This is a genomic window from Streptomyces sp. Y1 (assembly GCF_041053115.1).
In the GTDB taxonomy this organism is placed as follows: Bacteria; Actinomycetota; Actinomycetes; order Streptomycetales; family Streptomycetaceae; genus Kitasatospora; species Kitasatospora rubellomurina.
On the sequence record NZ_CP163445.1, the window covers coordinates 4,657,218 to 4,677,024 of the forward strand.

Sequence of the window (19,807 nt, forward strand, 5' to 3'; positions counted from 1 at the left end):
TGGTGCCGGGCGGGCCTTCCGGTGTCCGTACGGGCGCGGCTCAGGCGACCGGCGGCTGCGGCTGGCCGGGCTGGGCCGGCGGCACGGGCTGCGCGTAGGGGTTGTCCGCGACCGGCTGCGGCGGGACGTTCGGGTTGAACGGCGCCTGCGGGGCGTTGGGGTTGTACGGCGCCTGCGGGGCGTTCGGGTTGAACGGCGCCATCCGCTGGGCCGTCTCCTTCTCCTTGGCCTTGGCGTTGCCGCGCTCCACGATGGCCTTCACCATGTAGACGATCAGCAGGACCGGCAGGACGAACAGCTTGTAGTAGAGGGTGTAGGTGCCGCCCTCGAAGACGTACGCCATGTAGTAGGCGTAGTACAGGAGCCCGATGCCCGCCGCGATGGCGAGGATGCGCGGGAGGAACTTCACGCCGAAGGCGAATGCCCCGAGGCCCAGCAGGAGGATTCCGCTGGCGGCGAGTGCCACGACGTACCAGGAGAACAGCGGTTCGGCGCTGAAGTCGAGATTGTTCAAGGGGGGCTTCCTGTGACAGGAGTGAAAAAACGGCAGCGCCGTTCGGGGACGAGAGCGCACAGTACTGGAGGTGGCTGACATTCGTCGTCGCCTTTTCATCACGGTGTCGTTTCGCTCTGCCGGAACGGCCATTGACGAGGTGGGAAATGGTCGACTATGAGGTGCTGCGGGTCTTTTGCGGACCTGACGGCCGGTACGGGAACGCGCTCGGCGTCGTGCGCGCGGGTGCCGCGCTGCCGCGGCGCGCGGACCGCCAGGCGATGGCGCGTGAACTCGGCTTCAGCGAGACGGTGTTCGTCGACGACCCGGCCGCCGGCGCGATCGACATCTACACCCCCGCGGTGCGCCTGCCCTTCGCCGGCCACCCCTGCGTGGGCGCGGCCTGGCTGCTCGGCGTGGACCGGCTGGTCACCGAGGCCGGGGTGGTGGGCGTCCGGCGCGCGGACGGGCTGACGCTGATCGAGGCCCGGCCGGAGTGGGCGCCGGGGCGGACGCTGCGCCGGTACGGGTCGGTGGCGGAGGTGGAGGCGCTGGAGGTGCCGCCGCCGGGGGAGTGGGTCTACGCCTGGGCCTGGCAGGACGAGGCGGCCGGGACGGTCCGGGCGCGGGCCTTCCCGGGGCGGGGCGACGGGATCGACGAGGACGAGGCGACCGGCGCGGCCGCCCTGGTGCTGACCGCGCACCTCGGCCGGGCGCTGACGATCACCCAGGGCCGGGGGTCGCGGCTGCTGACCGGGCCGCGCCCGGGCGGACTGATCGAGGTCGGCGGCCGGGTGGTGCCCGCCGCCCAGGACGCAGGCTGGGACGCGGGCTAGGACGCGGGGGGCGTCGCGCCGGCCGCGACGGTCGCCACGGTCGCCACCGGGGCGACGGCCACCGGGGAGACGACGGCGGGAGCGACCACCGTCATCGGCGGGCCGGCCAGCACGGCCGTCCGGTCCGTCCGGTCCGTCCGCGCGGGCCGCGCCGCCAGGGCTCCCGGCCGCCGTTCCCGCAGCAGCCGCCGCAGGCCGGGCACCAGCGCGAGGTGGGTGACGGCGACGCCGATCACCGCGAGCAGGATGTGGTCGACGTTGAGCACGTGCCCGGGCGTCCAGGAGGAGAGGAACTCCAGGCCGGTCGCCAGCAGGGCGGAGACGCCGGTGGTGCGCAGGAAGGACGGCAGCCAGGGCGCCCGCACCCGCCCGCCGGCCAGCGGGAGCAGGACACCGAGCGGGGCCAGCAGCAGCAGCTCGCCGACCACCTGCCAGCCCGTGGAGGACCGGAGCGAGGCCAGCGGCGTCAGGTTGGCGTCGTACACCCAGGCCACCGGGAGGGGCCGGAGGACGACCAGCCAGAGCACCACCGTCAGATGGCAGACCAGCCCCGCCAGCCCGGTCCGGCGGAGGGATCGGTGGACGACCGCCGCCGGCCTGGTTTCGGTCCGTGCGCCGGAACGCTCCTCGCGGTTCCTGGTGCCATCTCGCTGCACGGGGGGAACGACGCGAGCCGGCGGCGCGGTGGTTCCACGCCGGGCGCGAACATTCCGGAACGCGCCCCGGGTGTCTTCGTAGGACGTCAAGAGAGGGCCTAGCGGCAGCCCGCGGTCGGCAGCGCGCTGAACACGTTGTCCGGCGGCGGGCTGCCGGGCGGCACCGGCGTGGGCGACGGGCTCGGCGTGCCCTTGGCGGCCCCGCGGGCCGGGGTGGCGGCCGGTGCCGGGCCGGTCGGGGTGGCCAGCGCGGGCGGCACGTGCGGGGTGGTCGGGCAGGCCGTGCGGCTGGCCGGGGCGCCGGCGTCGACCGGCACGGCGGTCGGCCGGATGCCGCAGCCGGAGGCCAGCGCGAGCAGCAGCAGGACGCCCGCGGCGCGGCGCGCGGTGGTGCGGTCGGGGGAGGTCACGTGGCGTCCTTGGGCTCGTCGGCGTCGCGGGGCGAGCCGTCTGCGGATCCGGCCGGGGAGCCGTCCGCGGGCGGCGCGGTCGGCGGGGCCGGCGGCCGGTTCACCGGCAGGGTGAGGGTGAACACCGCGCCGGTCTCCCCGTTCGCCGCCGTGATCGTCCCCCCGTGGATCTGCGCGTTGGCCATCGCGATCGACAGCCCCAGGCCGCTGCCCTCCGAGCGGGCCCGCCCCCGGTCGGCCTTGTAGAAGCGGTCGAAGACGTGCGGCAGCACGTCCTCCGGGATGCCGGGGCCGCTGTCCGAGACCTCGACCACGACCGTGTCCGCGCTCTGCCGGACCTTCACCCGCACCGGCGAGCCGCCGTGCTTGAGCGCGTTGCCGATCAGGTTGGCGAAGACCACGTCCAGGCGGCGCGGGTCGACGACGGCCAGGATGCCGCGCGGGGCGTCCAGTTCGACCGCGTCGTACCAGGCCCGGCCGTCGATGCAGGACATGATCAGGTCGGAGATGTCCATCTCGTCGGCGACCAGCTTGGCGGTGCCGGCGTCGAAGCGGGTCACCTCCATCAGGTTCTCCACCAGGTCGGACAGCCGCCGGGTCTCGCTGACCACGAGCCGGACGGCCGGCTCGATCATCGGGTCCAGCGACTCGGCCTCGTCCTCCAGGATGTCGGTGACGGCGGTCATCGCGGTCAGCGGGGTGCGCAGCTCGTGCGACATGTCGGCGACGAACCGCCGGCTCTGCGCCTCGCGTGCGCTCAGCTCCTCGACGCGGTCGTGCAGCGCCTCCGCGGTCCGGTTGAACGTCCGGGCCAGGTCGGCGAGTTCGTCGGCGCCGTCGACTTCGAGCCGGGTGTCCAGCTGCCCCTCGCCGAGCTTGCGGGCGGCGTCGCCGAGGCGCTTGACCGGCCGCAGCACGGTGGCCGAGGCCGCCTGGGCGAGCAGGGCCGAGCCGATCAGCGCGAGCAGGGTGGCGATGGACAGCGACCAGCCCAGGGTGTTGAGGTCCGCCCGCTCGTTCTCCAGCGACTTGAACATGTACGCGGTCGGGCCGTTCGACACCACCTTGGTGCCGCCGATCAGGTACGGCCGGCCCTCCAGGTTCTGCCGCTGCCAGTACAGGTGGTACCGGTACGGGTTGGTCTCGGTGATCTCGCGCGGCTTGGCGACGGTGGACTGCAGCGGGGCCGGGACGTCGGCCAGCGTGAAGTGCGTCGGGTCGGAGGAGGCCGAGCAACCCGGGTCGTCCGGGGAGACCACCACCACGTCGTAACTCAGCCCGGAGCTGGCCACGTTGGTGGCGAGCTGGGTGAGGTCGCCGCAACTCGGCCGCAGCGGGAGGTCGGAGACGTTGCGGCTGAGCGAGACCCGGAAGTCGTTCAGCGCCGTGTCCTGGGCGCGCTTGAGCACCGCGTCGCGGTTCAGCCAGTACGCGATGCCGGAGGCCGAGACGGCGGCGAGCAGGGCGACCGCCGCGAACACCGCGATCAGGCGCACCCGCAGCGAGCGCAGCTGGCGCCACGAAACGGCCGGGATGCGCCGGGCTGTCGTCTGATGGTCAGTCACAGGAGCCTGTCGTCGTACGGGAGTTCAGGAAGCGGGCGGCCGGGCCGGGCCGCGGGCGGTCGGCCCGGTGGCCGGTCAGCCCGTGGGCGGGTCCAGCCGGTAGCCCACGCCGCGCACGGTGCGGATCAGCGTCGGCGCGGACGGCACGTCCTCGACCTTGGCCCGCAGCCGCTGCACGCAGGCGTCCACCAGCCGGGAGTCGCCGAGGTAGTCGTGCTCCCAGACCAGCCGCAGCAGCTGCTGGCGGGAGAGCGCCTGCCCGGGCCGGCGGCTCAGCTCCAGCAGCAGCCGCAGCTCGGTCGGGGTGAGCTGGAGGTCCTGCCCGTCCTTGGTGACGGTCATCGCCGCGCGGTCGATGACCACGCTGCCGTACGCGGAGGAGTCCGAGCTCTCCCGCTCGCCGCGGCGCAGCACGGCCCGGATCCGCGCGTCCAGGACGCGCGGCTGCACGGGCTTCACCACGTAGTCGTCCGCGCCGGACTCCAGGCCGACCACCACGTCGATGTCGTCGGAGCGCGCGGTCAGCAGGATGATCGGCAGCTGGTCGGTGCGGCGGATCCGGCGGCACACCTCGAAGCCGTCGATTCCGGGCAGCATCACGTCCAGCACGATCAGGTCGGGCCGCTGCTCCTTGAAGAGCCTCAGACCGTCCTCGCCGGAGGCGGCGGTGGCCACGCGGTGGCCCTGGCGGGTGAGGGCGAGTTCGAGGCCGGTCCGGATGGCGTCGTCGTCCTCGATCAGTAGGAGGAAAGGCACGGCCCCATTTTGGCCCACCCGCAGCGCCGAATCACCCCCCGGACCGGTCACCGCCCGTACGGGAACCGGAACGACGGCTACCGGCGTCCGGTACGGAGGGAGGCGGAGCAGGACCTTCGGCCCGCCCCTGTGACACCCCTGTGACAGTCGGCGGACAGCGCCATCACAACCGCCGGGCAGGATTTTCCATGTCGCCGCAGGACAGCGGGCCGGAAAACCGGCCGGCCGGAGGGCGGCAACCGGAACCGCTCGAACCGAACCAAGGGGGCGCACGATGACCGCCATGCTTCAGACCCGGACCAACCCGGCTGTCCGCACCGCGCGTCCGTCAGCCGCCCACCGGACCCGGTACGAGATCAGGACCGACGAGAACTCCGGTGCCGTGACCGTACGGGGGTGCGCGCACAGCACCGGGAACACTGTCGCCCGCCGGGTGAGCGGCGGCGGCAGGACGGGGGAGCAGTACGGGATCGGCCGGATGGGGAGTGCGGCCGACTCCGCCACCACCCTCACGCTGCGGGGGATCCTCCCCGTCCGCGTCGAGGGCAAGGACGCCCTGGGGGGCGCTCGGGGGGACGGGGGGAACGGCCTGCGGGCGGTCGGCTCGGGGGAGCCGACCGGTCGCGAGGCCGCCGGTGCGACGCTGCTGCGGCTGAACCCCGCGGCGGCCCGCACCACCGAGGCGGGACAGGGGGACGCGCGGGGGGAGCACCGCGGCGTCGCGGAGGACCACATCACGGAGTTCACCGCGTACGTGCGCGAGCGCCGCGCCTCCCTGTACGCCACGGCGTACCACCTCACCGGTGACCGGTACGAGGCCGAGGACCTGCTGCAGAGCGCGCTCTTCAGCACCTACCGGGCCTGGGGCCGGATCACCGACAAGGCCGCGGTCGGCGGGTACCTGCGCCGCACCATGACCAACCTGCACATCTCCGCCTGGCGGCGCCGCAAGGTCAACGAGTACCCGACCGAGGAGCTGCCGGAGACGGCCGGCGACACCGACGCGATGGGCGGCACCGAGCTGCGCGCCGTGCTCTGGCAGGCGCTGGCGAAGCTGCCGGAGAACCAGCGGACCATGCTGGTGCTGCGGTACTACGAGGGCAAGACGGACCCGGAGATCGCCGACGTGCTGCAGATCAGCGTCGGCACGGTCAAGAGCAGCATCTGGCGCGCGCTGCGCCGACTGCGCGAGGACGAGCACCTGAACAAGTCGGGCGACACCGTCCGGGCGTTCGGCGAGCTGGTCGCGTAGCGCACGAGAACTCCCGTCGGGGGACGGGAAACGGACGGTCACGGTCCGGGGGCAGGACTCGGGGGAGTTGCCCGTGGGGGAGCCGAGGACCGTTCGGCACGGCGGAGGGCCCGGTGCGGGGGAGACGCACCGGGCCCTCCGTCGTGTCGTCGTACGGTGTCGTCGTACGGGGCGTTCGGGAGCGGGTCAGACCGCCGAGAGCTCCCGCCGCGCGGCCACCGCGCGGATCCGCCGCTCCGCCTCCGGCCCGGCGCACGGGGACGAACCGAGCGAGACCTGCCGCCCGACGATCGACCGCTCGGCGCGCATCAGCCGCAGGCCCCGGCGCAGCAGCACCGGCAGCGACTTGCGGCCCTCCCGGACGTCCCGGCGCAGCCGGCGCCAGGCCGTGGTGAGCGCGCCGTTGCGCAGGCACAGCGCGTCGCCGAGCAGGCCCTGTTCGGCGCACTCGGCGACGATCTCGGCGGCGAATATCCCCTCGGCGATGAACGCGCCCGCGCCGTCCAGCTCCAGGGCGCGGGTGGCGATCCGGCCGTTGTCCGGGATCGAGTAGACCGGCACCTCGGCGCGCGCGTGCTCGTGCAGGGCGCGGATGGCGGCCACCGCCTGGTCGCGGTGCCAGGCCAGCGGGGAGTCCCAGTCCACGGCGCCGTCCGGCAGCCGCGGGAGCGTCGGGTCGTCCCCGTCCTTGTAGAAGTCGTCGAGCTGGAGCACCGGCAGTCCGCTGCGCTCGGCGAGCGAGGACTTCCCCGATCCGGACGGGCCGGAGAGCAGGATCACCCGGGCGTGCGCGGCCGGTGCGGGGTTCATGGGGGAGTCACTCACGGGACACCAGTCTGACGCATCCCGGCCGGTTGCCGAAACCGGTGTGCTCACACCTTCTCGGGGACCTCCCCGTCGCGCGGGGCGCCGAGGGCGGCGTGGAGCAGCGGCAGGTAGCGGCTGTCGGCCTGGAGGTAGACGGGGTGGCCGCCGCCGGGCGGCCGGTAGGCGGTGGCGGCCCAGTCCTGGCTGTGCCAGGTGTCCGGCTCGGGCTGCTGGAAGGTGCCGCCGGTGGGCAGGTCGAGCCGGCCGAGCCCGCGGGAGCCGAAGGTCACGGTGGGCAGGCCCGGGGTGATGCCCAGCGTGCCGTTGACGTAGGCGCGCTGCCAGCCCGGCCGGTCGGAGCGGGCCGAGCAGGGCACCCGCACCGGCTTGCCCGCGGCCAGTCGGCGGCCGGTCCGGGCGACGTGCCACCTGCGGAGGAAGCCGTCCGCGAACAGTGCCGCCAGCTCGCCGATCAACTCTCCCACGTGCCCCCCAGTGTCCGTGCCGGTACGGACGATTCTGGTCCGGCCGGGGGCGGCGGGGGATCGCCGAAAGTCGGTGCGCGCGGTGACGAAAGTCGACGGACCCGCACCTGGGGGGGAGAGGTGCGGGTCCGTCCAATGACCGTCCGGGCCCTGGGGGGGAGAGGGCACTGGGGACGGCCAGCTTGTGGAGTTGTTCACCCGGCGGAGAGCCGGAGGGTCAGATCCCCATCGGGTGCCAGACCGTCTTCGTCTCCAGGAACGAGAGTAGCCGGTCCGTACCGGGCGCATTGGTCCAGTCCTGGGCGAACGGGTCCAGCTCCGGACGGACCACCCGCTTCAGGGTATCCGCGGCGGCGGCTTCCAGTGCGGGCGCCGCGCCGGGGCCGTCGGTGGCGATGGCACCGGTGAGGTCCAGCGCGTTGACGTCCTGGTGCGAGGCCAGGGTCGGGGCGATGTCCGCGGTCCGGCCCGAGATGATGTTGACCACGCCGCCGGGGACGTCCGAGGTGGCCAGCACCTCGCCCAGGGACAGCGCGGGCAGCGGGGCGTCCGCGGCGGCCGCGACGACCACGGTGTTGCCGGTGGCGATGGCGGGGGCGATCACCGAGACCAGGCCGAGCAGCGAGTGCCCGTACCCGGCCTGCGGGGCGACGATCCCGACCACGCCGGTCGGCTCCGGGGTCGACAGGTTGAAGTACGGCCCGGCGACGGGGTTGGCGCCGCCCGCGATCTGGGCGACCTTGTCCGTCCAGCCCGCGTACCAGACCCAGCGGTCGATCGCGGCGTCCACCAGCGCGGCGGCCTTCTTCGGGCCGATGCCCTCGGAGACGGCCACCTCGGCGGCGAACTGCTCGCGCCGGCCCTGCAGCATCTCGGCGACCCGGTACAGCACCTGGCCGCGGTTGTACGCGGTGGTGCCGGCCCAGCCCTTGACGGCCGCGCGGGCGGCCAGGACGGCGTCGCGGGCGTCCTTGCGGGTGCCCAGCGGGGCGTTGGCGAGCCACTCGCCCTTTGCGTCGGTCACCTCGTACACCCGCCCGCTCTCGGAGCGCGGGAACTTCCCGCCGACGTACAGCTTGTAGGTCTTGAGGACGTCAAGACGCGCGAAGGTCGTGTCAGACATCGAGGTAGGCCTCCAGACCGTGGCGGCCACCCTCGCGGCCGTAGCCCGACTCCTTGTAGCCGCCGAACGGCGAGGTCGGGTCGAACTTGTTGAAGGTGTTGGCCCAGACCACGCCGGCCTTGAGCTTGTTGGCCATCCAGAGGATGCGCGAGCCCTTCTCCGTCCAGATGCCCGCGGAGAGGCCGTACGGGGTGTTGTTGGCCTTCGCGACCGCCTCCTCGGGCGTGCGGAAGGTCAGCACCGACAGGACCGGGCCGAAGATCTCCTCCTGGGCGATCCGGTGGGCCTGGCTGACGCCGGTGAACAGGGTCGGCTTGAACCAGAAGCCGGTGCCCGGGAGTTCGCAGGCCGGCGACCAGCGCTCGGCGCCCTCGGCCTCGCCGGCGTCGGTGAGCGCGGTGATCCGGGCCAGCTGCTCGGCGGAGTTGATGGCGCCGATGTCGGTGTTCTTGTCCAGCGGGTCGCCGACCCGCAGGGTGGCCATCCGGCGCTTCAGGGCGTCCAGCAGCTCGTCCTGGACGGACTCCTGGACCAGCAGGCGCGAGCCCGCGCAGCAGACGTGGCCCTGGTTGAAGAAGATGCCGTTGACGATGCCCTCGACGGCCTGGTCGATCGGCGCGTCGTCGAAGACGATGTTCGCGGCCTTGCCGCCCAGCTCCAGCGACAGCTTCTTGCGGGTGCCGGCCAGCTGCTTGGCGATCGCCCGGCCGACCGGGGTGGAGCCGGTGAAGGCGACCTTGTTGACGTCCGGGTGCGCGGTGAGCGCGGCGCCGGTGCGGCCGTCGCCGGTGACGATGTTGACGACGCCCTTCGGCAGACCGGCCTGGCGGCAGATCTCGGCGAAGCGCAGCGCCGTCAGCGGGGTGGTCTCGGCCGGCTTCAGGACGACCGTGTTGCCGGTCGCCAGGGCGGGCGCGATCTTCCACGCCAGCATCAGCAGCGGGAAGTTCCACGGGATGACCTGGCCGGCCACGCCCAGCGGCTTCGGGTTCGGCCCGTAGCCGGCGTGGTCGAGCTTGTCGGCCCAGCCCGCGTAGTAGAAGAAGTGCGCGGCGACCAGCGGCAGGTCGACGTCACGGGTCTCGCGGATCGGCTTGCCGTTGTCGATCGACTCCAGCACGGCCAGCTCGCGGCTGCGCTCCTGGACGATCCGGGCGATCCGGAACAGGTACTTGGCGCGCTCGCTGCCCGGCAGCGCCGACCAGTCGACGAAGGCCTTGCGGGCGGCGGCGACGGCGCGGTCCACGTCCTCGTCGGTGCCCTGGGCGAACTCGGCGAGCACCTGCTCGGTGGCCGGGTTGACCGTCTTCAGGGCCTCGCTGCCGGAGGAGTCGACGAACTCGCCGCCGATGAAGTGGCCGTAGGAGGTGGCGATGTCACCCGCGGCGGCGGGGGACTCGGGGGCCGGGGCGTACTCGAAGAGGCCGGCCTTGCGCACGGGCTCCTCGATGGTCTTCTTCTTGGCCATGGTGATCAGTCCACCGTCACGTAGTCGGGGCCGGAGTAGCGTCCGGTGGTGAGCTTCTGGCGCTGCATCAGCAGGTCGTTGAGCAGGCTGGAGGCGCCGAAGCGGAACCAGTGCGGGGTCAGCCAGTCGTCACCGAGGGTCTCGTTGACCATCACCAGGTACTTCATGGCGTCCTTGGTGGTCTTGATGCCGCCGGCGGGCTTCACGCCGACCTGGACGCCGGTGGCCGCGCGGAAGTCGCGGACGGCCTCCAGCATCAGCAGGGTGACCGGCGGGGTCGCGTTGACGGCGACCTTGCCGGTGGAGGTCTTGATGAAGTCGGCGCCGGCCAGCATCGCCAGCCAGGAGACCCGGCGGACGTTGTCGTAGGTCTGCAGCTCGCCGGTCTCGAAGATCACCTTGAGGTGGGCGTAGCTGCCGTCGGCGCGCTTGCACGCCTCCTTGACGGCGACGATCTCCTGGAAGATGTCGAAGTAGCGGCCGGAGAGGAAGGCGCCGCGGTCGATCACCATGTCGATCTCGTCGGCGCCCGCGGCCACCGCGTCGGCGGTGTCGGCGAGCTTGACCGGCAGTGCGGCGCGCCCGGCCGGGAAGGCGGTGGCGACGGACGCGACCTGGATGTCGGTGCCCTTCAGGGCGTCCTTCGCGGTGGCGACCATGTCCGGGTAGACACAGATGGCGGCGACGCGCGGAGTGGTCGGATCGGTCGGGTCGGGGGTCCTGCCCTTGGCGCAGAGCGCGCGCACCTTGCCGACCGTGTCCGCGCCCTCCAGCGTGGTCAGGTCGATCATGGAGATCGCCAGGTCGATGGCGTACGCCTTCGCCGTGGTCTTGATCGAGCGGGTCCCGAGGGTGGCGGCACGCGCCTCCAGGCCGACCTGGTCGACGCCGGGCAGGCCGTGCAGGAAGCGGCGGAGCGAGGCCTCGGACGCCGCAACGTCCGCGAGGCCGCTGCCCGCAACACCGGGGGCATTGGCTGCAACAGTGGACATAGTCACCAGACCAGCATATCTACGCGCGTAGTAGTCCGCTAGGGAGCCCACCTTTCGTGGCCGGACCGAGACCTCCGCAGGTGGGGGGCATGGGGCAGAATCGACGCCATGACCGAATCCGACGGCAAGCCCCACCCGGGCGCGGCCGGCCCAGACGGGGAGCCCGAGTACGCGGACCGCGTGTACCGGTCCGTCCCCGGTGTGATCTCCGGCGTGTTCCTGCTGGCCGTCGCCGCCTGGCTGATCGGCGACGCGGTGGTGACCGGCACGGGCAGGACCCCGTGGGTCGCGCTCGCAGCCCTGCCGGTGTTCGCCTTCCCGGTGATCGCCTACACCCTGCGCCCGGTGGTCCGGGCGAACGCGAGCGAGCTGGTGGTGCGCAACCCGTGGCGGACCATCACCGCCCCCTGGGCCTCGGTGGACGCGCTGCGCGCCGGGTACTCGGTCGAGCTGCTGGCCGGCGAGAAGAAGTACCAGGTGTGGGCGGTGCCGGTGTCGCTGCGGCAGCGCAAGCGGGCGACCCGGGCCCAGCAGCTCGGCCCCGCGGAGCACGCCTCCCGGATGGGGATGGTCTTCGGGCGGCAGACCAACCCGGTCGTGCCGGGCTCGGCCGACCCCACCCGCGCCTGGTCCGACCAGGTGACGAACGTCCTGCAGGAGATGGCCGAGCGCTACGCCCGCCGTCCGGAGGCGGCCGGCCCGCTGGTTGTCCGGTGGTGCTGGTGGATCATCGCGCCCACCCTGGTCGGGCTGGTCGCCCTGATCACGGCCATCCTGGTCTGACGCACGTCCCCAGCCATGCCGAAGGGCCCGCCGGTCGGAACCGGCGGGCCCTTCCACGTCCACGGGCCGCGGGTCAGATGCCGGCGGCCGCGGCCAGGTCGCGCTTGATCGCGCCGAGGAGCTCGGCGGCGCGCTCGCGGGCGGCGGCGAGGTCGGCGGCGCTCGCCACCGGGAGGACGACCTCCAGGTAGCACTTGAGCTTGGGCTCGGTGCCGGAGGGGCGGACCACGATGCGGGCGGAGCGGACGGCCTCGCCGGCCAGGTAGTAGCGCAGGCCGTCGGTGGGCGGCAGCTCGGCGGAGCCCGCCGCGAGGTCGTCCGCGCGGGTGACGGTCAGGCCGGCCAGGGCGGTCGGCGGCTGCTCGCGCAGGCGGCGCATGGCGTCGGCGATCAGCGAGAGGTCCTGCACCCGGACGGACAGCTGGTCGGTGGCGTGCAGGCCGTGCTCCAGCGCCAGGTCGTCCAGCAGGTCGCTCAGGGTGCGGCCGGACTTCTTGAGGGTGGCGGCGAGCTCGGCGACCAGCAGGGCGGCGGTGATGCCGTCCTTGTCCCGGACGCCCTGCGGGTCGACGCAGTAGCCGAGCGCCTCCTCGTAGCCGTAGCGCAGGCCCTCGGCGCGGGAGATCCACTTGAAGCCGGTCAGCGTCTCGGCGTAGCCCAGGCCCGCGGCCTCGGCGATCCGGCCGAGCAGGGTGGCCGAGACGATGGTGGTGGCGAAGGTGCCCTCGGCCTTCTTGGCGACCAGGGCGGAGCCGAGCAGCGCGCCGACCTCGTCGCCGCGCAGCATCCGCCAGCCGGAGCCGCCGTTGCCGCTGCCGGCGGCGTTGCCGTGGACCGGTACCGCCACCGCGCAGCGGTCGGCGTCCGGGTCGTTGGCGATCACGATGTCCGGGCCCGCCGAGGCGGCGGTGCGGAAGGCGAGGTCCATCGCCCCCGGCTCCTCCGGGTTGGGGAAGGCGACGGTCGGGAAGTCCGGGTCGGGCTCGGCCTGTTCGGCGACCACGGTGGGCGCGGCGAAGCCGGCCCGGCGGAACGCGGCGACCAGGGTGTCGCGGCCGACGCCGTGCATCGGGGTGTAGACCACGTCGAGCTCGCGCGGGCTGTGCTCGTCGACGATCGACACGGCCCGGTCCAGGTAGGCCTCGATCACGTCCTCGCCGAGCACCTCCCAGCCCTCCTCGGCGCGCGGGACGTCGTCCAGCGAGTCGATCGCGTCGATCTCGGCGGCGATCCCGGCGTCGGCCGGCGGGACGATCTGCGAGCCGTCGCCCAGGTAGACCTTGTAGCCGTTGTCCTGCGGCGGGTTGTGGCTGGCCGTGACGGTGACGCCGGCGGCCGCGCCGAGGTGGCGCACGGCGAAGGCGAGCACCGGGGTCGGCAGCGGGCGGGGCAGCAGCGCGGCGCGCAGGCCGGCCGCGACCACCACGGCGGCGGTGTCGCGGGCGAAGTCGTAGGACTTGTACCGGGCGTCGTAGCCGATGACGACCAGGTCGCCCAGGCCCTCCTTCTTGACGTACGCGACCAGGCCGGCGGCGGCCCGGATCACCACGGCGCGGTTCATCCGCATCGGGCCGGCGCCGAGTTCGCCGCGCAGGCCGGCGGTGCCGAACTGGAGGCGGTCGGCGAAGCGCTCGGTGAGCTCGGCCCAGGCGCGGGTGCTGTCCTCCTCGGCCTCCGGGCCCTCGGCCCGGGCCAGCAGGGCGGTCAGCTCCTCGCGGGTCTGCGGGTCGGGGTCCTCGGCCAGCCAGGCCCGGGCCCGGGCGAGGAGGTCGGGGTTAAGTGCCTGCGTCATGTCGACAGCTCCATCGGGAAGTGCGTCGGGTGGGTCGGCCGGAGGGGTCCGCGCGGAGGAGGAGGAAGGGTGGGCGCATGCGGACGGGGCCCGCGGGAGGGCGTGATCAGCGGATCACGCCGCCCGAGGGCCCCGTCGCTCATGATTCTGCGCCCGGTGGGCGTCAGATCCGCTCAAGGACCTTCGCCAGCAGCTCGCCCATGCGCTCGGCCGAGGCCTTGCCGGCCTCCAGGACCTCTTCGTGGTTGAGCGGCTCGCCGGTCATGCCGGCGGCCAGGTTGGTGACCAGGGAGATGCCGAGCACCTCGGCGCCGGCCTCGCGGGCGGCGATGGCCTCCAGGGTGGTGGACATGCCGACCAGCTCGCCGCCGATCACCCGGGCCATGTTGACCTCGGCCGGGGTCTCGTAGTGCGGGCCGCGGAACTGGACGTAGACGGCCTCGTCCAGCGACGGGTCGACCTCGTGGCACAGCGTGCGCAGGCGCTTGGAGTACAGGTCGGTGAGGTCGACGAAGTTGGCGCCGACGATCGGGGAGTCCCCGGTCAGGTTGATGTGGTCGCTGATCAGGACCGGCTGGCCCGGGGTCCAGCCCTGGCGCAGGCCGCCGCAGCCGTTGGTCAGCACGATGACGCCGCAGCCGGCCGCGGCGGCGGTGCGCACGCCGTGGACGACCGTGGCGACGCCGTGGCCCTCGTAGTAGTGGTTGCGGCCGAGGAAGATCAGGGCGCGCTTGTCGCCGATCTTCACCGACCGGATCTTGCCGGCGTGGCCGGCGACGGCGGGCGCGGGGAAGCCGGGCAGGTCGGTGACCGGGAACTCGGCCACGGTCTCGCCCAGGGCGTCGGCGGCCGGCACCCAGCCGGAGCCCATCACCAGGGCGACGTCGTGCCGCTCGGCACCGGTCAGCTCGCGCAGGCGCTCGGCGGCGGCCTGGGCGGCGGCGTAGGGGTCGGTGGAGACGACCGACTGAGGAGTTGCGTTCACGCGTCAGAGGATAGACGGGATTTGGCTACGCGCGTAGAAAATCCGGGCGCGGCGTGCCGGATCGTTACCCGGATGACCCGAAAACACAGCTCGGTGGCGCTTTTCGGGTGACGGCGCTGTCGGGACGTACAGGAAGGTGCGTACGGGAAGGTGCGTACAGGAAGGTGCGTGCCGGAAGTGCCGGGCGGCTAGCACGGCCGCCGGCGCAGGTCCAGGACGTAGTCGTCGGGGGCGCCCGCGCTCTCGGCGGCGTCGGCGATCAGGCCGAGGTAGCGGGCCGCGGGGAGGCCGCCCTCGTAGTCGTTGAGCACGTACGTCCAGACCGGGATGTCGCCGTCCAGGGTGTGCGCCCGCAGCTTGGTCTTGCGGTAGATGCCGAGCTGGACGCCCTCCCAGCGGTCCAGGCCCTCCTCGTCCATCGGCGCGATGTCGTACAGCGCGACGAAGACCTGGTGCTTCTCGTCCTCCACCACGGTGGCCAACGAGCCCTCCCAGCCGAGCTGTTCGCCGCCGAAGGTGAGCCGCCAGCCGTCCAGCCAGCCGGTGCCGCGCAGCGGGGAGTGCGGGGCTCGGCGGGTCATCTGCCGGGCATCGAGGTTGGTGGCATACGCGGCGTAGAGGGGCATGGGGGTCAGACTAGCCCGGCGGGCGGGCGGGGTGGAGGCCCGGCGAGCAGGTCCGCAGGCCGGACCCCGGCGTGGCGGCACTCCCGGCGTGCGGGACAATGGTGTCGTGACTCGGATCGTGATCATCGGTGGCGGACCCGGCGGCTACGAGGCGGCGCTGGTGGCCGCTCAGCTCGGCGCGGAGGTGACCGTCGTCGACCGCGACGGTCTGGGCGGATCGGCGGTGCTCACGGACTGCGTGCCGTCGAAGACCCTGATCGCGACCGCGGAGGTGATGACCACCTTCGACAGCTCGTACGAGGAGCTGGGCATCACCGTCGCCCCGGACGGGGCGGGCCGCGAGGGCGGCGAGAAGGTCGTCGGCGTGGACCTGGGCAAGGTCAACCGCCGTGTGAAGCGCCTGGCGATCGCGCAGTCCCACGACATCACCCAGTCCGTCACCCGCGCCGGTGTCACCGTGCTGCGCGGCCGCGGCCGGCTCGGCGCCGGCGGGCAGGCCGTGGACGGCTCCCGCGAGGTGCTGGTGGACGGGCCGGACGGCGGCGTGCAGTCGCTGCGCGCCGACGCCGTGCTGATCGCCACCGGCGCCCACCCGCGCGAGGTGCCGGACGCCAAGCCGGACGGCGAGCGGATCCTCACCTGGACCCAGGTGTACGACCTGGAGGAGCTGCCGCGCGAGCTGATCGTGGTCGGCTCCGGTGTGACCGGCGCCGAGTTCGCCGGCGCGTACCAGGCGCTCGGTTCGAAGGTCACCCTGGTCTCCAGCCGCGACCGGGTGCTGCCGGGCGAGGACCCGGACGCCGCCGAGGTGCTGGAGGACGTCTTCCGCCGCCGCGGCATGAACGTGATGAGCCGCTCGCGGGCCGAGAGCGCCAAGCGGATCGGCGACCGGGTCGAGGTGACCCTCTCGGACGGCAAGGTGATCGAGGGCACCCACTGCCTGATGGCGGTCGGCTCGATCCCGAACACCTCCGAGATGGGCCTGGAGGAGGCCGGGGTCAAGCTCAACGACTGGGGCCAGATCCAGGTCGACCGGGTCTCCCGCACCAGCGCTCCGGGCGTGTACGCGGCCGGCGACTGCACGGGCGTCTTCATGCTCGCCTCGGTCGCCGCCATGCAGGGCCGGATCGCGATGTACCACGCGCTGGGCGACGCGGTGCAGCCGCTGAACCTGAAGACCGTGGCCTCCAACGTCTTCACCGACCCGGAGATCGCCACCGTCGGCTACACCGCCGCCGACGTGCAGTGCGGCAAGATGGACGCCGTCGTGGTCAAGCTGCCGCTGCGCGGCAACCCGCGGGCGAAGATGCAGGGCATCCGGGACGGCTTCGTGAAGCTGTTCTGCCGCCCGGGCACCGGCATCGTGGTCGGCGGCGTGGTCGTCGCCCCGCGGGCCAGCGAGCTGATCCACCCGATCTCGCTCGCGGTGGACGCCAATCTGACGGTCGAACAGGTGGCCAGCGCCTTCACCGTCTACCCGTCCGTCTCCGGCTCGACCGCCGAGGCCGCCCGGCAGCTGCACATCCGCAAGCGGGCCGACGGCGAATCCTGAGCTCAGGCGCACACTCGAGGGGCGGCTGCCGATCGGCGGCCGCCCCTCGGGCATGCCGGAGCGTCACCCGGACGGCGGGCGCAGCCCCCGGATTGCTGACGGCGCGTATTGTACGGTCACGCGCCGCTCGTGCGTGAGCATTTCCCGCTACCAGCTGCAAACGCCTGAAAGCAGACGGTCACGCGGGTTACCGTCAGTTCTGTGTTTGCAGCAGAACGTCGCCAGTTGATCCTCGAAATGGTGCGCGCCAACGGAGCCGTCTCGCTCCGGGAGTTGGCCCGCGTCGTCCAGACCTCCGAAGTGACCGTGCGTCGTGACGTACGGGCGCTGGAGGCAGAAGGGCTCCTCGACCGCCGGCACGGCGGCGCGGTGCTCCCCGGCGGCTTCAGCCGCGAACCCGGCTACCCGCAGAAGACCCACCTGTCCGCGGCGGAGAAGAGCGCCATCGCGGACCTCGCCGCCTCCCTGGTGGAGGAGGGCGACGCGGTGGTGGTCGGCGCCGGCACCACCACCCAGGAGCTGGCCCGCCGGCTGGCCCGGGTGCCCGGGCTGACCGTCGTCACCAACTCGCTGCTGGTCGCCCAGGCGTTGGCGCACGCCAACCGCGTCGAGGTGGTGATGACCGGCGGCACCCTGCGCGGCTCCAACTACGCGCTGGTCGGCAGCGGCGCGGAACAGGCGCTGCAGGGGCTGCGGGTCGCCAAGGCCTTCATCTCCGGCAGCGGCCTGACCGCCGAACGCGGGCTGTCGACCGCCAACATGCTGTCCGCGAGCGTGGACCGGGCACTGGTGCAGTCGGCCGCCGAGGTCATCGTCCTCGCCGACCACACCAAGCTCGGCACGGACAGCATGTTCCCGACCGTCGAGTCCGAGGCCATCACCCGGCTGGTCACCGACGAGCAGGCCGGCGCGGACGACACCACCGCCCGCGAACTGGACGCGCTGGCCGACCGCGGCGTGCAGATCGACCTGGCGCCGATCGGCGGCTCCCCGGGCGGCAGCGACGCCCCGGTGCACGGCACCGGCAGCGGGCCCGTCCACCAGACCCAGCCCGGCCCGCTGGCCCGCCGCCCCTCGCCGCCGCCCGGTGGCGCCCCGCTGCCCGGGCAGCGCCGTCCGGGCGCCCACGGCGGTCCGGTCGGCCCCGGCGGAATGCCCGTCCGGCTGGCCGAGTTGGGGCTGCCGCGCGGCCGGTGACGGGACCCCCGAACCGGTGAAAAACCGCGACCGGTCCGCACTCCCCGAAGGGCGTACGGACCGGTCGTCGGATTGACGGGCGGGGCATCGGCCCCGGATCCGGGTCAGTCCTCGATCTCGCTCAGTCCTTGATCTCGCAGAGCGCGGCGCCGCTGCTGACGCTGGCGCCCACCTCGGCCTTGAGGCCGACGACGGTGCCCGCCTTGTGGGCGTTCAGCGGCTGCTCCATCTTCATCGCCTCCAGGACCACGATCAGCTCGCCCTCGGCGACGACCTGGCCCTCCTCCACGGCGACCTTGACGATGGTGCCCTGCATCGGCGAGGCCAGGGTGTCGCCGCCGACGGCCGAGCCGGCCTTCTTGGCGCCCACCCGGCGCTTGGCCTTCGCGGCCCCCGCACCGGCCGCCGGGGCCGACGCGACGCCGAGCGAGGAGGGCAGCGAGACCTCGATCCGCTTGCCGCCGACCTCGACCACCACGGTCTCCCGGGTCTCGGCCTCGTCGCCCTCGGCGCCCGCGCCGGCGAACGCCGGGATGGTGTTCTCGAACTCGGTCTCGATCCAGCGGGTGAAGACCTTGAACGGCCCGTCCTCGCCGTGCACCTCGGGCGCGAACGCCGGGTCCGTGACGACCGCCTGGTGGAACGGGATGGCGGTGGCCATGCCCTCGACCTTGAACTCGGCCAGCGCGCGCCTGGCCCGCTCCAGGGCCTGCTTGCGGTCCCGGCCGGTGATGACCAGCTTGGCCAGCAGGGAGTCCCAGGCCGGGCCGATGACCGAGCCGGTCTCGACGCCCGAGTCCAGGCGCACGCCCGGGCCGGACGGCGGGGCGAACAGCGTGACGGTGCCGGGCGCGGGCAGGAAGTTGCGGCCCGGGTCCTCGCCGTTGATGCGGAACTCGAAGGAGTGGCCGCGGATCTCGGGGTCGCCGTAGCCCAGCTCCTCGCCGTCTGCGATCCGGAACATCTCGCGGACCAGGTCGAGGCCGGTGACCTCCTCGGTGACCGGGTGCTCCACCTGCAGACGGGTGTTGACCTCCAGGAAGGAGATCGTGCCGTCCAGCGCCACCAGGAACTCGCAGGTCCCGGCGCCGACGTAGCCGGCCTCCTTCAGGATGGCCTTGGACGCGCGGTACAGCTCGGCGTTCTGCTCGGCGGTCAGGAACGGCGCGGGCGCCTCCTCGACCAGCTTCTGGTGCCGGCGCTGCAGCGAGCAGTCACGGGTGGACACGACGACCACGTTGCCGTGCTGGTCGGCGAGGCACTGGGTCTCGACGTGGCGCGGGTTGTCCAGGTAGCGCTCGACGAAGCACTCGCCGCGGCCGAAGGCGGCGACCGCCTCGCGCACCGCGGACTCGAACAGCTCCGGGATCTCCTCCAGCGTGCGGGCGACCTTCAGGCCGCGGCCGCCGCCGCCGAACGCCGCCTTGATGGCGACCGGCAGGCCGTGCTCGCGGGCGAAGGCGACGACCTCGTCGGCGCCCGCGACCGGGTCCGGCGTGCCGGCGACCAGCGGGGCACCGGCGCGCTGCGCCACGTGCCGGGCGGTGACCTTGTCGCCGAGGTCGCGGATGGCCTGCGGCGGCGGGCCGATCCAGATCAGACCGGCGTCGAGGACGGCCTGGGCGAACTCGGCGTTCTCCGACAGGAACCCGTAACCGGGGTGGACGGCGTCGGCACCGGAGTCGGCGGCGGCCTTGAGGACCTTCGCGATGTCCAGGTAACTGGTGGCCGGGGTGTCACCGCCCAGCGCGTAAGCCTCGTCGGCCGCGCGGACGTGCAGCGCATCCCGGTCCGGCTCGGCGTAGACGGCGACGCTGGCGATACCGGCGTCCGAGCAGGCACGGGCGACGCGGACGGCGATTTCCCCGCGGTTGGCGATGAGCACCTTGCGCACTGTGGCTCCCTTCTTGAACCTCGTTGAGTTTATGGATTCCTGGGCGGTACCGGCGAGTAGCCCCAGGTTGTGAACTATCCCACACGCTCGGTGATGGAATTCGTCACGTTGTCTACGGTCCGTGAGATGACCGCG

The 19,807-nt window shown here is 73.2% G+C and carries 19 protein-coding genes; 5 read left to right on the forward strand and 14 right to left on the reverse strand.

Going from position 1 to position 19,807, the window contains the following annotated elements; genetic code table 11:
• Nucleotides 1-40 precede the first annotated feature (40 nt).
• Nucleotides 41-514 (reverse strand): hypothetical protein, encoded by a 474-nt coding sequence (locus AB2U05_RS20110; RefSeq protein WP_369183874.1) that lies wholly within the window; start codon nucleotides 512-514, stop codon nucleotides 41-43.
• A gap of 146 nt (nucleotides 515-660) precedes the next feature.
• Here AB2U05_RS20110 and AB2U05_RS20115 point away from each other — a divergent pair, with 146 nt between their 5' ends.
• A complete protein-coding gene (locus AB2U05_RS20115) occupies nucleotides 661-1,329 on the forward strand; it encodes a PhzF family phenazine biosynthesis protein (RefSeq protein WP_045693474.1) in 669 nt (222 codons plus the stop codon).
• Here AB2U05_RS20115 and AB2U05_RS20120 read toward each other — a convergent pair.
• The 4 genes from AB2U05_RS20120 to AB2U05_RS20135 all read right to left on the reverse strand — a co-directional run bounded on the left by AB2U05_RS20120 (nucleotide 1,326) and on the right by AB2U05_RS20135 (nucleotide 4,716).
• Nucleotides 1,326-1,859, reverse strand: coding sequence for a VanZ family protein (locus AB2U05_RS20120; protein WP_369183875.1), 534 nt, complete (start codon nucleotides 1,857-1,859; stop codon nucleotides 1,326-1,328). The genes AB2U05_RS20115 and AB2U05_RS20120 overlap by 4 nt on opposite strands.
• A 224-nt stretch (nucleotides 1,860-2,083) precedes the next feature.
• Nucleotides 2,084-2,395, reverse strand: coding sequence for a hypothetical protein (locus AB2U05_RS20125; protein ID WP_045693471.1), 312 nt, complete (start codon nucleotides 2,393-2,395; stop codon nucleotides 2,084-2,086).
• A complete protein-coding gene (locus tag AB2U05_RS20130; protein ID WP_078859694.1) occupies nucleotides 2,392-3,960 on the reverse strand; it encodes a cell wall metabolism sensor histidine kinase WalK in 1,569 nt (522 codons plus the stop codon). The genes AB2U05_RS20125 and AB2U05_RS20130 overlap by 4 nt, the downstream gene beginning before the upstream one ends.
• 75 nt (nucleotides 3,961-4,035) lie before the next feature.
• Nucleotides 4,036-4,716 carry a response regulator transcription factor gene (locus AB2U05_RS20135; RefSeq protein WP_045693468.1) on the reverse strand — a complete coding sequence of 227 codons (681 nt, stop codon included), beginning with the start codon at nucleotides 4,714-4,716 and terminating at the stop codon, nucleotides 4,036-4,038.
• A 478-nt stretch (nucleotides 4,717-5,194) separates the two neighbouring features.
• Between AB2U05_RS20135 and AB2U05_RS20140 the strand changes: the two genes are divergently transcribed.
• Nucleotides 5,195-5,968 (forward strand): SigE family RNA polymerase sigma factor, encoded by a 774-nt coding sequence (locus AB2U05_RS20140; RefSeq protein WP_369185971.1) that lies wholly within the window; start codon nucleotides 5,195-5,197, stop codon nucleotides 5,966-5,968.
• A gap of 186 nt (nucleotides 5,969-6,154) precedes the next feature.
• On the opposite strand, the gene AB2U05_RS20145 is transcribed toward AB2U05_RS20140, so the two are convergent.
• The 5 genes from AB2U05_RS20145 to deoC form a co-directional block, all read right to left on the reverse strand.
• Nucleotides 6,155-6,778: an ATP-binding protein gene (locus tag AB2U05_RS20145; RefSeq protein ID WP_045693466.1), complete on the reverse strand. Its 624-nt coding sequence runs from the start codon at nucleotides 6,776-6,778 to the stop codon at nucleotides 6,155-6,157.
• A gap of 62 nt (nucleotides 6,779-6,840) precedes the next feature.
• Nucleotides 6,841-7,260, reverse strand: coding sequence for a hypothetical protein (locus AB2U05_RS20150; RefSeq protein ID WP_157882010.1), 420 nt, complete (start codon nucleotides 7,258-7,260; stop codon nucleotides 6,841-6,843).
• Between the two features lie 217 nt (nucleotides 7,261-7,477).
• Nucleotides 7,478-8,383, reverse strand: a complete 906-nt coding sequence (locus AB2U05_RS20155) for an aldehyde dehydrogenase family protein (RefSeq protein ID WP_045709536.1) — start codon at nucleotides 8,381-8,383, stop codon at nucleotides 7,478-7,480.
• Nucleotides 8,376-9,851, reverse strand: a complete 1,476-nt coding sequence (locus AB2U05_RS20160) for an aldehyde dehydrogenase family protein (RefSeq protein ID WP_045709535.1) — start codon at nucleotides 9,849-9,851, stop codon at nucleotides 8,376-8,378. The genes AB2U05_RS20155 and AB2U05_RS20160 overlap by 8 nt, the downstream gene beginning before the upstream one ends.
• A 5-nt stretch (nucleotides 9,852-9,856) precedes the next feature.
• Complete coding sequence (deoC, locus tag AB2U05_RS20165) at nucleotides 9,857-10,843, reverse strand: deoxyribose-phosphate aldolase (RefSeq protein WP_369183876.1); 987 nt, start codon at nucleotides 10,841-10,843, stop codon at nucleotides 9,857-9,859.
• 108 nt (nucleotides 10,844-10,951) lie between these two features.
• Between deoC and AB2U05_RS20170 the strand changes: the two genes are divergently transcribed.
• A complete protein-coding gene (locus AB2U05_RS20170) occupies nucleotides 10,952-11,626 on the forward strand; it encodes a PH domain-containing protein (protein WP_045693457.1) in 675 nt (224 codons plus the stop codon).
• A gap of 73 nt (nucleotides 11,627-11,699) precedes the next feature.
• On the opposite strand, the gene AB2U05_RS20175 is transcribed toward AB2U05_RS20170, so the two are convergent.
• The 3 genes from AB2U05_RS20175 to AB2U05_RS20185 all read right to left on the reverse strand — a co-directional run bounded on the left by AB2U05_RS20175 (nucleotide 11,700) and on the right by AB2U05_RS20185 (nucleotide 15,029).
• Entirely contained in the window at nucleotides 11,700-13,418 is a 1,719-nt protein-coding gene (locus AB2U05_RS20175) for a phospho-sugar mutase (RefSeq protein ID WP_369183877.1), read from the reverse strand.
• Between the two features lie 163 nt (nucleotides 13,419-13,581).
• Nucleotides 13,582-14,403 (reverse strand): purine-nucleoside phosphorylase, encoded by an 822-nt coding sequence (locus tag AB2U05_RS20180; RefSeq protein WP_045693453.1) that lies wholly within the window; start codon nucleotides 14,401-14,403, stop codon nucleotides 13,582-13,584.
• A 188-nt stretch (nucleotides 14,404-14,591) separates the two neighbouring features.
• Entirely contained in the window at nucleotides 14,592-15,029 is a 438-nt protein-coding gene (locus AB2U05_RS20185) for a gamma-glutamylcyclotransferase (protein WP_045693451.1), read from the reverse strand.
• Between the two features lie 106 nt (nucleotides 15,030-15,135).
• On the opposite strand from AB2U05_RS20185, the gene AB2U05_RS20190 reads away from it, so the two are divergent.
• Together AB2U05_RS20190 and AB2U05_RS20195 are read left to right on the forward strand one after the other, a co-directional pair.
• Nucleotides 15,136-16,581: an NAD(P)H-quinone dehydrogenase gene (locus AB2U05_RS20190; RefSeq protein WP_045709532.1), complete on the forward strand. Its 1,446-nt coding sequence runs from the start codon at nucleotides 15,136-15,138 to the stop codon at nucleotides 16,579-16,581.
• 201 nt (nucleotides 16,582-16,782) lie between these two features.
• Nucleotides 16,783-17,778, forward strand: a complete 996-nt coding sequence (locus tag AB2U05_RS20195; RefSeq protein WP_078859689.1) for a DeoR/GlpR family DNA-binding transcription regulator — start codon at nucleotides 16,783-16,785, stop codon at nucleotides 17,776-17,778.
• Between the two features lie 121 nt (nucleotides 17,779-17,899).
• Here the strand turns inward: AB2U05_RS20195 and AB2U05_RS20200 are convergent, their stop codons facing one another.
• Nucleotides 17,900-19,672 (reverse strand): biotin carboxylase N-terminal domain-containing protein, encoded by a 1,773-nt coding sequence (locus AB2U05_RS20200; RefSeq protein ID WP_369183878.1) that lies wholly within the window; start codon nucleotides 19,670-19,672, stop codon nucleotides 17,900-17,902.
• Nucleotides 19,673-19,807 lie beyond the last annotated feature (135 nt).